The organism is Halobacillus sp. H74, assembly GCF_052246715.1.
In the GTDB taxonomy this organism is placed as follows: domain Bacteria; phylum Bacillota; class Bacilli; order Bacillales; family Halobacillaceae; genus Halobacillus; species Halobacillus litoralis_A.
Genome location: NZ_JBQQCI010000002.1, coordinates 502,065 through 515,643, shown reverse-complemented (window position 1 = coordinate 515,643; position 13,579 = coordinate 502,065). Strand labels below are relative to the sequence as shown.

General features: G+C 43.1%; 12 protein-coding genes and 1 pseudogene. 7 read left to right on the top strand and 6 right to left on the bottom strand.

What is annotated here, in order from left to right; translation table 11 throughout:
* Positions 1 to 41: 41 nt before the first annotated feature.
* The gene (locus tag ACTWPX_RS05915; protein ID WP_443118888.1) at positions 42 to 1,376 is read left to right on the top strand and encodes a D-serine ammonia-lyase; all 1,335 of its coding nucleotides are present in this window, start codon (positions 42 to 44) and stop codon (positions 1,374 to 1,376) included.
* A gap of 171 nt (positions 1,377 to 1,547) precedes the next feature.
* Here ACTWPX_RS05915 and ACTWPX_RS05910 read toward each other — a convergent pair whose 3' ends face one another.
* The 4 genes from ACTWPX_RS05910 to ACTWPX_RS05895 form a co-directional block, all read right to left on the bottom strand.
* Complete coding sequence (locus ACTWPX_RS05910) at positions 1,548 to 2,216, bottom strand: restriction endonuclease (RefSeq protein ID WP_443118887.1); 669 nt, start codon at positions 2,214 to 2,216, stop codon at positions 1,548 to 1,550.
* 429 nt (positions 2,217 to 2,645) lie between these two features.
* Entirely contained in the window at positions 2,646 to 3,461 is an 816-nt protein-coding gene (locus ACTWPX_RS05905) for a YitT family protein (RefSeq protein WP_281975780.1), read from the bottom strand.
* A gap of 262 nt (positions 3,462 to 3,723) precedes the next feature.
* Positions 3,724 to 4,701: a bile acid:sodium symporter family protein gene (locus ACTWPX_RS05900; RefSeq protein ID WP_443118886.1), complete on the bottom strand. Its 978-nt coding sequence runs from the start codon at positions 4,699 to 4,701 to the stop codon at positions 3,724 to 3,726.
* A complete protein-coding gene (locus ACTWPX_RS05895; RefSeq protein ID WP_443118885.1) occupies positions 4,698 to 6,092 on the bottom strand; it encodes an FAD-binding oxidoreductase in 1,395 nt (464 codons plus the stop codon). The genes ACTWPX_RS05900 and ACTWPX_RS05895 overlap by 4 nt, the downstream gene beginning before the upstream one ends.
* A gap of 256 nt (positions 6,093 to 6,348) precedes the next feature.
* Here ACTWPX_RS05895 and ACTWPX_RS05890 point away from each other — a divergent pair, with 256 nt between their 5' ends.
* From ACTWPX_RS05890 to ACTWPX_RS05875, 4 genes and pseudogenes are all read left to right on the top strand, one after another.
* Positions 6,349 to 6,900, top strand: coding sequence for a hypothetical protein (locus ACTWPX_RS05890; protein ID WP_443118884.1), 552 nt, complete (start codon positions 6,349 to 6,351; stop codon positions 6,898 to 6,900).
* 69 nt (positions 6,901 to 6,969) lie between these two features.
* Positions 6,970 to 7,191, top strand: a complete 222-nt coding sequence (locus ACTWPX_RS05885; protein WP_443118883.1) for a hypothetical protein — start codon at positions 6,970 to 6,972, stop codon at positions 7,189 to 7,191.
* 20 nt (positions 7,192 to 7,211) lie between these two features.
* Positions 7,212 to 7,316, top strand: a pseudogene (locus tag ACTWPX_RS05880) (Ltp family lipoprotein); the annotation flags it as partial.
* Positions 7,317 to 7,478 (top strand): Ltp family lipoprotein, encoded by a 162-nt coding sequence (locus ACTWPX_RS05875; protein WP_443119003.1) that lies wholly within the window; start codon positions 7,317 to 7,319, stop codon positions 7,476 to 7,478.
* 180 nt (positions 7,479 to 7,658) lie between these two features.
* Here the strand turns inward: ACTWPX_RS05875 and ACTWPX_RS05870 are convergent, their stop codons facing one another.
* Positions 7,659 to 8,777, bottom strand: a complete 1,119-nt coding sequence (locus tag ACTWPX_RS05870; protein ID WP_443118882.1) for a toxic anion resistance protein — start codon at positions 8,775 to 8,777, stop codon at positions 7,659 to 7,661.
* A gap of 68 nt (positions 8,778 to 8,845) precedes the next feature.
* Positions 8,846 to 9,703: a hypothetical protein gene (locus ACTWPX_RS05865; RefSeq protein WP_443118881.1), complete on the bottom strand. Its 858-nt coding sequence runs from the start codon at positions 9,701 to 9,703 to the stop codon at positions 8,846 to 8,848.
* A gap of 431 nt (positions 9,704 to 10,134) precedes the next feature.
* On the opposite strand from ACTWPX_RS05865, the gene ACTWPX_RS05860 reads away from it, so the two are divergent.
* Positions 10,135 to 12,096: a phospholipase D-like domain-containing protein gene (locus tag ACTWPX_RS05860; RefSeq protein ID WP_443118880.1), complete on the top strand. Its 1,962-nt coding sequence runs from the start codon at positions 10,135 to 10,137 to the stop codon at positions 12,094 to 12,096.
* A 241-nt stretch (positions 12,097 to 12,337) separates the two neighbouring features.
* Positions 12,338 to 13,444, top strand: coding sequence for an NADH:flavin oxidoreductase (locus ACTWPX_RS05855; RefSeq protein ID WP_443118879.1), 1,107 nt, complete (start codon positions 12,338 to 12,340; stop codon positions 13,442 to 13,444).
* Positions 13,445 to 13,579 lie beyond the last annotated feature (135 nt).

Genomic DNA, 13,579 nt, shown 5'->3' with positions numbered 1-13,579 from the left:
AGTTGGGGTGTCTTAATTTTAAATCAACAAAGGAGGATTTTATGGTTTCTAAACGTAATCATAGTAGTGAGGAAGAATTGATTAACCATTTAAAAAACAAGAAAGAAACGTTTTGGCCCAATACATCACTTAAACCTTATTACACGCTTGAAGAAAATCTAGTCATTCCTATCAAAGACCTTCATGAAGCAGAAGCGCTTCTGCAGAGATTTACTCCATATTTAGCTAAAGTATTTCCAGAAACCAAGAAAATGAACGGGATCATTGAATCTCCTATCCGCGGCATATCTGATATGCAGCTAGAATTGGAAAAACGATTCACGCAATCCATCCCTGGCAATTTGTATTTAAAGTGTGACAATGAGCTTCCGATAGCTGGTTCCATAAAAGCGCGGGGAGGTATATATGAAGTATTAAAATACGCGGAAGAGCTGGCAATAAAACATGGAAAGCTCACAAAAGATGACGACTATTCTAAGCTAGCTGATTCCGAATTCAAGCAGTTTTTTTCTAACAACTCGATCGCTGTAGGATCAACAGGCAATCTGGCTTTAAGTATAGGCATAATGAGTGCAGTTTTAGGCTTTCAGGTAACGGTTCATATGTCGGTGGAAGCGAAAGAATGGAAGAAAGAGTTACTCAGGGATAAGGGTGTAGTAGTGGTTGAGCATGATAAGGATTTTTCTTTTGCCGTAACCGAGGGACGAAGACAATGTCAGAAGCAAAGTAACTGTTACTTTATTGATGACGAAAATTCCAAGGATTTATTTTTAGGATATGCAGTGGCTGCTTTGCGCCTTAATGAGCAATTAAAGCAGGAGAATATCACGGTTGATGCGGATCATCCACTGGTTGTTTATTTACCTTGCGGCGTAGGAGGGGGCCCTGCTGGTATCACTTTTGGACTGAAATATGTTTTCGGGGATCACGTACATTGTTATTTTGCAGAGCCGACTAGCTCTCCTTGCATGATGCTTGGTCTAGCTACAGGAAAACATGAGGATATTTCTGTTCAAGATATCGGACTTGATAATAAGACGGAAGCTGACGGATTAGCTGTTGGGCGACCATCCGCTTTGGCTGGCCGGCTGATAGAAAAAATGGTGAACGGCATTTATACGATCAACGACGAAAACTTGTACAAGCTATTAGCCCTTTTGCATAACTCAGAAGGAATTTCCCTCGAGCCATCAGCACTTGCGGGCATGTACGGCCCTGCTTCCATTGATATTCAAAACCAGTTAGACCACATGTATGGCTCGCGTTTAAGTAATGCTACTCATTTAGTTTGGGCAACAGGAGGGAGTTTGGTACCAAAAGAAATTATGGAAGGTTTTGTTTCTAAAGGAACAACATATCTTCGTCAGGAGGAATAGCTGTTGAAGTGATCCTGATGAAAGTGCCTGACCCCCATTCTGCTAAAGCGATAATGCAGTGGAGATCAGGCACTTTTAAATTGAAACTATCCAAGGTGAAATTGATTATTTAAATGATGAAAAGTTGAATGAGTATTATGGGATGCCCAGTCTACCGCCATAGATTGGTTTTTATTTTGAGATATCTTTAAGTATAGGTTTTCTTTTACCAGATTTTTTATTGTAATGTCTTAACATAAGGATAAGATCATCCCGGTCTAGCAACTTCACTTTGTTTTTATGTGCCTGTACAATTGCTGCATTCGTATAGAATTGATTGGTTATTACCCACTTCTTATTGGCTTTATAATACCCTGAAGCACCAATTATTTCATTTACGGCAGATATACCTATATTGTCAGAGTATCTTTTCGCTTGGACTACAATTACATCTGACCCTTTTCTTAAGACAAGGTCTGCTCCATAATCACCAGACTTAGGAGTTGGTTTTACGTCATATCCTTCACTTCTAAATAAATGAGAAAGGACTGTCTCAAACTGAATACCACTCATTGAATCGATTTCTTCAATTAAAGCATTCAATTGATTGCTGTTATAGAATGAGTTTTTGTATTTATTCAAAATTATTTTAATGACTAAAAAAGCTAAGTAAATAACTGAATAAAGAAAGAAAAGAAGGAATGAAAAGTATATTATTTCATTAGTAGGAAATAGACAAACAACACAAAAATAAAGCAAGTTTGAAATTCCAATGAATATTGCCTTCTCTGATAATGACCAGTACTTGAACCGCTGTATTTTTTTCCATTGCTTTATGTAGTATTTAAATATTTTAATCAACCACCTTATATATAAGATCAGATGGTATTTTGCCCAATTATTAGGAGATTATACTGCTTTTAATATTACTGAAATGGATTTAAGTAGAAGCACAAGTTGGAAATGGGGGAAGTAAATTGGAATATTGTCTAAAATGAGCAATACAATGTTAAATTGGTTGACGTGAATATAGCTGGTTTCTTCATTTAATCAGTACTATTAATCATTTTTATAAGACGGTTGGATTTTAAAACAAAAGAAAAAGGAAATTAAATAATAGTATATATTAAGGAGTTATCAGAAGGTTTGTGCATGAAGTTAAAAGACGATAAAAAGGTGGAGGTAGGAATAGGCGACAATGGTGAGTAACATCGACTAAGGGAAAGTGCCTGACACCCACTCTGCTAAAGCGATAATGCAGTGGGGGTCAGGCATTTTTTAAGTTTATATTTACCTTCTGAAATTCCCTACTACTTCTACAGTTTCACTGACACTGACAAATGCTTTGGGATCAATACTGGTAATAAGTGATTTAACTAACGCAAGCTCATAACGAGTAATAACCGTATAGAGCACTTTTCGTTCTGTGTTTGAATACCCGCCTTGACCGTGCATGACAGTGATACCACGTATTAAGTTATTTAGCAGCTCAATTTTTACTTCTTCCCCACGATTGGATACAACCATTAAGCTAAGCTTCACATGCCGGGTATGGACACGGTCGATCACTATTCCCGTAATATAAATGGATATCATGGTGTACAAAGCTAATTCCCATGAAAAAATAAAGCCGGATATAAAAACCACAACACTATTTATAGCGAAAATTAATACTCCTAACGGGATATCACGCTTCAACGTTAGTAGCAGCCCAATAATATCAGCACCACCACCGGATCCGTAAAACCTGATGATAAGACCGATGGCTCCGCCAGCAATGGCTCCTCCAAATACACATGCTAACAATGCATCCTCTGTTACTTGAGTGACTGGGAGATATTGCATCGTGATGGAGGTTATAACTACAGAAAATATACTATTCCCAATAAACTCTTTTCCTAGCTTCATCCACCCGATAATGAAGATCGGGGCATTAAGAAGCACTAACCAAATACCAGAATTTATAGGAGTAAGTATTCCGAACACCATAGCCAGACCGGTTACCCCACCAGTTAAAACTTCATTAGGTATTAAAAACAGGTTGAAGGCTACGCCTAAAACTATCGAGGCGACCAACAGTACTGATAAATTTCTCAAGCGACTCATGACAACACTCCAATTCATGTTAATGAAAATACTAGAATGAATTCTAGTGGCAATGAATTTGGAAGTCAATAGTATAGAAAGAGAGAATAATTTCCCTTGGTCCTTGCTCCTGAGAGCTGCCATACAAAAAACCTACTTCCCTAATGAGGGAGTAGGTTCTTTCTTTTCTTACACTAATTATTCTTTTCACTTTAGAGTAGGAGGGTGGCGGTGACTCTTAAAATCTTTTACCTATGGTGCACGGCCAGGAGGACTGTCCCCACTATTGTGCTTGTTTGGAGACGGACTTGGTTTCTTTTATGTTTTTCCCTTCTGTGACTCGCTTTTTGGACCAGTATGTTGCTAGAATCGGTCCGGAAATATTGTGCCAGACCGCTGCGATGACATTAGGCAAGGCCGCTAATGGTCCGAAGTGGGCGGTTGCTAGAGCTACGCCAAGGCCGGAATTCTGCATACCGACTTCTATGGATATCGCTCTTCGTTTACTCTCATCCAATCGCATCAATACAGCTGCTGCATACCCAAGGAAAAGGCCCAGCAGGTTATGGATCATGACCGCTGAAAAAATCAGCAACCCTGAAGTGGTGATACTTTCTACGTTTGCTGCTACGACTGCGGAAACGATGATGATAATCGCGAGAACGGAAATCAACGGAACGACGGTGGCGCTTTTTTCAACGGTTGCCGGAAAGATTCGTCTGAGTAAAACCCCCAGGGTGATCGGAACAATAATGACTTGTACAATGGATAAGAACATCGCGACTGGGTCTACGGGCAGCCATTGACCTGCTAAGGCTAACAGGATCAACGGTGTGAGAATCGGCGCAAGCATGGTAGATAAGGAAGTCATGGCAACAGAAAGGGCAAGGTTTCCTTTCGCCAAGTAGACCATGACATTGGACGCTGTACCGCCTGGAACAGAACCCAATAGGACCAGTCCTGCTGCCAGTTCCGCCGGTAAATTCATGAGATAGGCAAGCATAAAAGCTACTAACGGCATTAGAACGAATTGGGCAGCGACTCCAATGATAACGGGAATAGGTTTATTTAATACCAGCTTGAAATCTACGGGTTTAAGCGTGAGCCCCATCCCGAACATGACGACTCCCAATAGGATCGTAATATAAGCACCCAAACCGATGAAAGGCTCCGGGATGAAAAAGGCGATAAGCGCTACACCAATCACCAAAAATGCAAAGTATTTCCCGGCCAGATTACTGATTGTCTCTAGTATTTTCATTTGCTTCTTCCTTTCGCATCTACAAGTTTATGAGGATTCATGATTCCTTTCGGGTCCAGCGCCGATTTGATATTTTCCATGACATTCAGTGCACTTCCATGTTCACGCTGCAAATACTTCATTTTCCCCCGTCCGACACCATGTTCTCCGGTGCATGTTCCGCCTCGCGCCAAGGCGTATTCCACGATGGCTTCATTGAATTGCTCCGCCATCCTTACTTCTTCTGGATCATCTGTATCGATCATTAACAAAGCATGGTAGTTGCCGTCACCGACGTGGCCTAGGATGCCTGCTTCAAAGTCCAATTCCTCGATTTTCTCTCTTCCATGTTTGATGGCACCTGCCAATTCCGAGATGGGTACACAAACATCAGTGACCATGAGCTTTCTTCCAGGGTTGCCATGGATATACGCGTAGGCTAGGTTATGGCGTGCTTCCCAAAGCTTGGTGCGGGCGGCATTATCCTTTTCAAAATGGACTTCTTCACAATGATGGTCTGCGACGATTTCTTCCATAAAGGCGACATCATGCTTAAGACCAGGTTCATTCCCGTGAAATTCGAGGAACAATGTAGGTTTTTCTTTATAATCCATTTCGCTGAAGCTGTTCACTTGCCTGATGGAAGCTTCATCTACGAGTTCGACACGGGCGACTGGGACACCCGTCTGTAAAATCGAAACCACTGCCTCCACAGCATCATCGACAGTCGGGAACGACGCTCTTGCTGCCATGATATTTTCCGGGATTCCGTATACTCTCAAAGTCAGTTCGGTAATACAGCCCAGCGTTCCTTCTGAACCTACATAAAGACTCGTCAGGTCATATCCGGAAGCTGACTTCTGCGCCAAGTTCCCTGTGTGGATGATTTCACCGTCCGGCAGCACTACTTCTAAATCATTCACCTGATCCTTCATAACCCCATATCTGACAGAGGTCGTCCCACTGGCATTGGTAGCTGCCATACCCCCGAGCGTTGCGTCTGCCCCTGGATCCACCGTAAAAAACAGACCGTATTTCTTCAGTTCTTTATTCAATTGCGACCTTGTTACACCGGGCTGGACCTTGACGAGGAAGTCCCTTTCCCGAATTTCAACGACTTTGTTCATTAATGTAAAATCGATGGTAATTCCTTTATCATAAGGAATGACATGCCCCTCCAGGCTGGATCCCAGTCCAAAAGGGACGATCGGTGTATCATTTCTATCCGCTACTTTGACAATCTCACTTACTTCCTGCGAACTTTCGGGGAAAACGACAATATCTGGATTATTCCCGGCATGGTAGGATTCGTCTTTGCTGTGGTGCTCAAGAATCGTTTCATTTGTAGTGACTTGCTCATCTCTTAAGAATGCTTTCAATTCATCTAATAAAGTCTCGACACTAGTACTCATATGTATTTCACCTCTTTAGTCTAATAAACCGTTTATTCCAAGGATTATACATAATACTCTGAAAATTTACAACCTTAAATTATCTTGAGGCTGTTTATCTATGAGCCTGACCCCAAGTGCGTGATCTTTTAGAAAAGCTGGTGGACAGGTTACTGATATTAGAGGGTTTAAATTACACAAATTAAAAGGTAAAGTATGGCTTTTTACGTAATACAATAGAATGAGATGTTTAAACCTAAAAAAGAGGAGGTAATCAGTGGAAACATTCTTAATGATTTTAATGCTAACGGCTTTAGCAGGTGCGATAGTCTTTTTTGTTTTGGGCTTCGTGAAAGGTAAGGATAACAGACTGAAGAACTTTGCAAAATCAGGTGGTTGCTTGTTCTCGATTCTAGTCATAGCACTGATTGCAGGGTCGACAGATGGAGTTTTTCAAACATTCTTAGAAATTTTAATCTTAACGGCTTTAGCGGGTGTGATAGTCTTTTTTGTTTTAGCTTTCGTGAAAGGTAAAGATAACAGACTCAAGAACTTTGCAAAATCAGGGGCGTGTCTGTTCGCATCTCTAGCCCTAGGATTGATTGCAGGATCGACAGAGGGAGCTTTTCAAACATTCTTAGGAATTTTAATGTTAACAGCTTTAGCAGGTGTGCTCGCCTTTTTTGTTTTAGCCTTTGTGAAAGGTAAGGGAAAAAGGCTCGGGAATTTTGCGAAGTCAGGTGGATGCCTGTTCGCGCTTCTAGTCATAGCACTGATTGCAGGGGCGATAAGTGAAGAACCCCTGTTGCTGAAGAGGTTACTGCTATAGCTTCCGCAGAAGATAAAGAGCAAGAAGAACAGGAAGCTAAAGAACAAGCAGATAAAGAGCAAGAAGAACGTGAAGCTGAAGACCAAGCACAGAAAGAGCAAGAAGAACAGGAAGCTGAAGAACAAGCACAGAAAGAACAAGAAGAACAGGAAGCTGAAGAACAAGCACAGAAAGAGCAAGAAGAACAAGAAGCTAAAGAGCAAGAACAGAAAGAACAAGAAGCCAAAGAGGCTGAGGAACAGGCGAAGAAAGAAGAAGAGGAAGAGCGTAAAGCTAAAGAAGCCAGCGTAACAGTTTCTCAGGAGCAGGCGGTTGCAATGGCTCAACAATATCTTAATTACACTGCATTTTCTAAATCAGGATTGATCGATCAATTAAAGTTTGAAGGTTTTAGCACAGAAGATGCGACATATGGTGTGGAAAATATCACGGTTGATTGGCAAGAACAGGCGGTTGTTATGGCTCAACATTATCTTGATTACACTTCTTTTTCAAGACAAGGTTTAATTGACCAATTGACTTTTGAAGGGTTCAGCACAGAGCACGCAACATACGCTGTCAGTCAAGTTGGTTTTTAATGAAAGATTAATTTAGGGAGGTTTATTCAGCTGGATTCCTTAGCGGAAGTGCGTTAAACACATAAACGAAGGGGAGTTAGGCTCCATAGCAGAACAAACGGGTCAGATAATGATAAAGTTAATATTGCTCATACCTATCTGGTGGAGTCTCGTGCAAATCCCCACATACAAAAGAGCGCTTCATTCACGAAGCGCTCTTTGTCTATTCTGAGATAATTTTTTTCGGACATTTTCGTTCAAGGTATCCATCTCTTCAATGAACTGTTCACTCGAAGCGATGATCCGCTCGGACGACTGCTCTGTCGTTTTCAGTGCTTCGAATACGTTATCGAAAGACTCTTGAAGAGCTTCCATACTGATTGCCGGATTCTCCATCATCTGCGTGGTTTCTTCTGCATTCTCCCTGAGGTTCCTCGAGTTCGAAAGCAGCATTTCCTCGGTCGCTTTATTGACGCCGTTCACCGTATCGATCACTTTCCGCTGGTTATTCAACGCCAGCTGGATCGAGGCGGAGACGGTAATGATATTTTTCGTCAGCGTAACGGCATTACGAATCGATTCTTTCAGCTTTTCATTGTTTTTCTTAATGATATCAACGGAAGAAATACTTTGATGCAGCACACTCTTCATCTGCGTCATGTTTCTCGTACGGGTAATGATTTTTTCTTTTCCTTCTGTAAGCAGTGCCACGTCGTATTCGCCTGTCGCTTCTTTTTCTTTCAAAAGCTCAAACAGCTTCTTCCCGAGATAGATTTGCTTGTCCAGGTCATAAATACGCTTCTGCGCGTTCTCTTTGATCAGCTGTAATTCGACGCTGTCTTCTTCAAGGCGATCTTTCCCTGCCAGCAGACTGCGAACCACTGTATCAATCTTCGAGTCGACCGTTTCATACTTCTTCATGTAGCGGTCGATGGGCTTTGTTTTGCTCAGTTTATAGAAGAACCGCTGCACGCCGTTGCCTTCGGTGCGCTTCGGATCAAGATCCGACACGATTGCCTCGAGTTCATTCAATGTTTCGGGAATGTCGTTATTGCCTCTGGTCATGAGATCGTTTACCGGGCGCTTCAAGGAGTCCATCGTCTCCCCGGCGACACGTTGTTCTTTATCTCCGAGGTCACCAAGTTCTCTCATCACTTCTGATAGGGATTCGTCCCTGGACGAGTTGAACTTTACTGCATAGGCTTCAGCCTCTTCATTCAGGCGGTCGATGTCTTCTTTTTCGATAAGAGTCATCGCTTCTCTCAGATCATTATCGTTCATTTCAGCTTCTTTGTCTCTGTGCATAGAATTTTCGCTCATGTCCATACCTCCTGTCTGCCATTCATGGGTTTCAAGAAAAACAAAACGACCGGCTGCACTACAACTTTTTATTTCCGTGACAAGAAACTCTCGTCTTCCTTATTATACTTGGAAGCAATGATCCCTTTGCTTCTGGCAAAGTTCATTGTACGACTTTCTTCTTCTTTTCGCTCAAGCGTTTCGATGAACTTATCCAAATCGTACATCGTTTCCACCAGTTCACTTTTCCGCATTCCCTTATTGATATCGGACAAGCGCTGAAACGAGTCGATGAAGTCTGGAACGTCTTTCTCCACCATCGTCTCGAGGGCGTATTGTTCTTCAATGTCGAGTTCTTCCATACGGCTGAATTGTTTCACTGTCCGCTTCTTTAAAGATGTCCACTCTTTGTGAAGATCAGGATGGTTCTCGAGAAACGGGAAGTCCCAGCCTTCGAGCATCGTTTCTTCGGGATGTTCGGAAGTTGTTTCCTCCCGGGATTTTTTCGTGTTTTTCTCTACGTATGAATCTAAATACGAGAACAAAACCTTCGAAAAATCAATTAATGTGTCTCTGAGCCCTTTTCTTCTCGTGAATTCTTCTTTCAAAAACGTAGGGAAAAACACCTTTTCTTCTTCTCCCATTTCAAACCGTCCAAGTAGCGTTTTCGGTGGCTTCCCGTAAACCTCGATGGTACCCCTGAAGGTGTCGGAAGTTGGAAGAACCGCAGTGAAAAAGACACCGTTCCAAAATACATCCACAATATATCGATTGTCCATCTCGACCAGTTCTTTTATATCCAAATCGAAGTAAGCAAGACGGTTCCTTTTTATAGCCTGTTTCATATCTCTCATCGTGTGAAAGTCGATGTATCGCTGATATTCGGAAGTATGTGGCATGAATGTTCTTTCCAAATTCTCAAGCGTAGAAGAGAAGAGGTTTTCCATGATTTTTCAGCCCCTTTGTAGTCCTTCCTTTGCCACGACTAAATGTTCCATTATAATTCAAGAATACCATAAATGGGAGTTTGATACTAAGAAATGCCCATGTCCTCTCTGCCGGAGAATAAAGAAGGGACACCATTCCCATGGTGTCTGGTTCACTCGATTCATCCATTCACCTATTCGACTCTTTACTATTTGTGAGAGTGCCTGATCCCCAATCTGCTTTAGCGATAATGCGGTGGAGGTCAGGTGCTTTTTTATGTCCTTAAAAAGTAAAAATGAGGAAAGTTCGTGTGTCTTGAGTTTTACCTATTTTTTAGCCAATCAGGTCCATCGATGTGTTTATTGTTAATGATCCCTAAATTCTGAATTCTCACGTTCGTTTTATGGTACGTTGAGAATTGCGAGAATAAAGTGAATGGGGGATGGAACACGTGAAAAGATGGAAACCAGGATTTATAGCTGTACTTATTTTTTTATTAGGATGGACGAGTTTTCCTGTGTCGCAGGTGACAGAGGCTGCAGGGACAAATGATGTAGTCATTAATGAAGTGGCTTGGATGGGCACGGATGTGAGTTATAACGATGAATGGATCGAGCTTTACAATCCGACCGGTTCAGACATTTCACTTGAGGGGTGGACTTTGGATGCAGCCGATGGCTCCCCGCAGATTTCATTATCGGGCACGGTCCCGGCTGGGGGTTATTACTTACTTGAAAGGACGGACGATACGACAGTTTCTAATGTCGGTGCTGACTACATTTACACAGGGGCCATGGGTAATACGGGCGAAGTGCTTGAACTGAGTGATGGTACACAGATCATTGATGCAGTGGACTCCTGGTATGCAGGGGATAACGGGACCAAAGCGACGATGGAAAGAGTCGATCCAGAAACCGAGGGGACGGATGCTTCAAACTGGCGTACAGCGACTGATACATATACAGAAGGACTGGGAACACCTTCTGCCAGCTATACTTCCGAGGAGAAAGGGTGTTCCACGACGAGTGAACACCTGAACAACGTCAGTGAAACTGCCGGAAGCATCAATGTGTACTTTAACAAGTGCGCCTATGATCAATACGCAACTTCTGGTAACGAAGCCAACTATAATGTGAATTTGGAAGATCGGTTGATTCATCGCATCAATCAGGCGACGACATCGATCGATCTTGCAACATATGAAATCAACTTGCCAGGCATCATTGATGCGTTGATGGCAAAAGCTGCTGAAGGGGTAGACGTCCGCGTCATCGCTGATGCCAAAGATGGAAGTGATCCTCACTACGCGGAGCGTTATCAAACGATGCGTTTGTATGCGGAGAAATTGGTACGTGGACAGGATAATGTCATTGGAACCAGTGATGATACCACGGTATTCTCCGATTCGATCATGTTTGCTGTAGAGGACGTAACGCTCAGGGAACAGTACGGACTTCCGAGTTCAACAGCTGGGATGGAGGAAGTGACAGTAGAAGTAGGGAGTGGAACAGAGACCGGATTTAAACTTGCCGGTGCGGAACAAAAAAGTGAAGGAAGTTATTACTCGCCAGGACAGCAAATGCATAACAAATTTGCCGTCATTGACGGGGAATGGGTGTTTACAGGAAGCTGGAATTTTACCGTGACGGGGTTATACGGTTCAGAAGAGAACATGCAGAACGATGTCCTTGGAGGGAACACTCAGCACGTGGTGGAATTGTATTCCCCAGCACTTGCGGATGTATTTAAAACGGAGTTTGATGAAATGTGGGGAAGCACGGGGATGAACCCGGATGCGGCCGTTTCGAACTATCATGGTCGGAAAGTGGACAACACTCTTCATACTGTCGACGTTGGAGGGAAAGAAGTGGGTGTGTACTTTTCCGCAGGTGATGATGCGATTGGAGAAATGACTTCTTATGTAAAAAATGAGGCGGATTACAGCAGTTACTTTTCGATATTCGCTTGGAGTGATCAAGCGCTAGTCGATGAATTGAAGTACAAATGGGAAGGCTCGTATAACGACAAGGAAGGAAGTTTGACAGGTTTTGATGTGCGCGGAGTCTTTGATCAGAGCTTCTGGAATCAATGGTGGTCAGCTTCCATTGAAATGACCGGTCGTACGGCAAGCCAAACTTCCGAAAACAATCCGAATGTCCGCTGGAATCATGCCGCTCCAGTTTATGAAGATGCCGAAGACCGCAAAATGCATGCGAAAACGATGTTGATTGATGCCGCAAACCCGACCAGTGATCCGACCACAATAGTCGGGTCGACGAATTGGAGTACGAATGGAAATGAAATCAACGATGAAAACATGTTGTTTATTCATGATGAAGATGTGACGAATCAATTCTTACAGGAGTTTTATACCCGGTATGAGGCAGCGGGAGGAGAGATTCCTGCTCCTTGATCGGATAGGAAGAGGATTGGGACAAAAAGATAACTGCCTTAGGAAAAGACGAACAATAGGCTAGAATGGGCCGAATGTTGCCGGAGCGGCGTATGCATTAATAGCTTCATAAATACATCCTGACATCACACTATGACAGAAAAGGTAGAATTCGATTAGCAATGCTAGTACCAAGCAGATTATTTCTCTTTCTTGGATGCATTTGTCATAATATGCAAGGTAAGAAAGAGGAGGCCATACATTGACAACAACTACAAATAAATCCATCGAACCTCTATTTGAGGCATTCCATAGTGAAAAATTAAACTTGAACAACCGTACCGTCATGGCACCTATGACACGCGGATTTTCTCCAGAGGGGATACCCGGCGAAGATGTCGCTGCTTATTACCGCCGCCGTGCGGAAAATGGTGTAGGTCTGATCATTACAGAAGGAACCGGAATTAACCATCCTTCTTCTGTATCAGGTGCAAGCATTCCGCTTTTCCACGGGGAAGAGTCATTAAAAGGCTGGAAGCACGTTGTTGACGAAGTGCATAAAGCAGGCGGCAAAATTGCACCACAGCTTTGGCATGTCGGCATGACTCGGAAAAAAGGTGAGCTCCCAAATGAGGAGGCTCTGCCTGTTGGCCCTTCCGGTTTAAGCCTTGACGGAGAACAAGTAACGGAGCCGCTGACGACAGAAGAAACGGAACGGCTTGTGGAAGCATATGCGCAGGCAGCTGCTGACGCTAAACGCCTCGGCTTTGATGCCATTGAACTTCACGGCGCTCATGGCTACCTGATTGATCAGTTTTTCTGGGAACAAACGAACAAGCGCACCGACCGCTTCGGCGGAGACATCGTTGGACGCACTCAGTTTGCTGTGGAAATCATCGAAGCGTGCCGCCGCGAAGTCGGACCAGACTTCCCGATCATCTTCCGTTTTTCTCAATGGAAAATGAACGACTTTAATGCGAAACTCGCGAAGACATCAGAAGAACTGGACAGTTTCCTGCAGCCGCTTGTATCAGCTGGGGTGGATATCTTCCACTGTTCCACACGCCGCTTTTGGGAACCTGAATTCGAAGGTTCTGACTTGAATCTCGCGGGCTGGACGAAGAAACTCTCAGGTAAACCGGTTATTTCTGTAGGTTCCGTCGGCTTAAATGGAGAATTCACAAGCTTTAATTCAGCGGAAGCCACCAATCTCGATAACCTCATGGGAAAACTCGAAAATGATGAGTTCGACCTTGTAGCAGTCGGGCGCTCTCTACTAATCGATCCTGAATGGGTGAAAAAAATCCGCGAAGGCCGTGCTGAAGATTTGCAGCCGTTTGATAAAACTGCACTTCAACAATTATATTAATCGATTAAAAGGTCCACCGACGCCGGTGGACCTTTTTAGTGAAAGTAACTGAACCCAAAGTGCGATAACCCTTTAGCGACGCATAGGGGAGAAGCGTAAAATGGCAAAGATAGATTTACTATAAAAATAACGCCC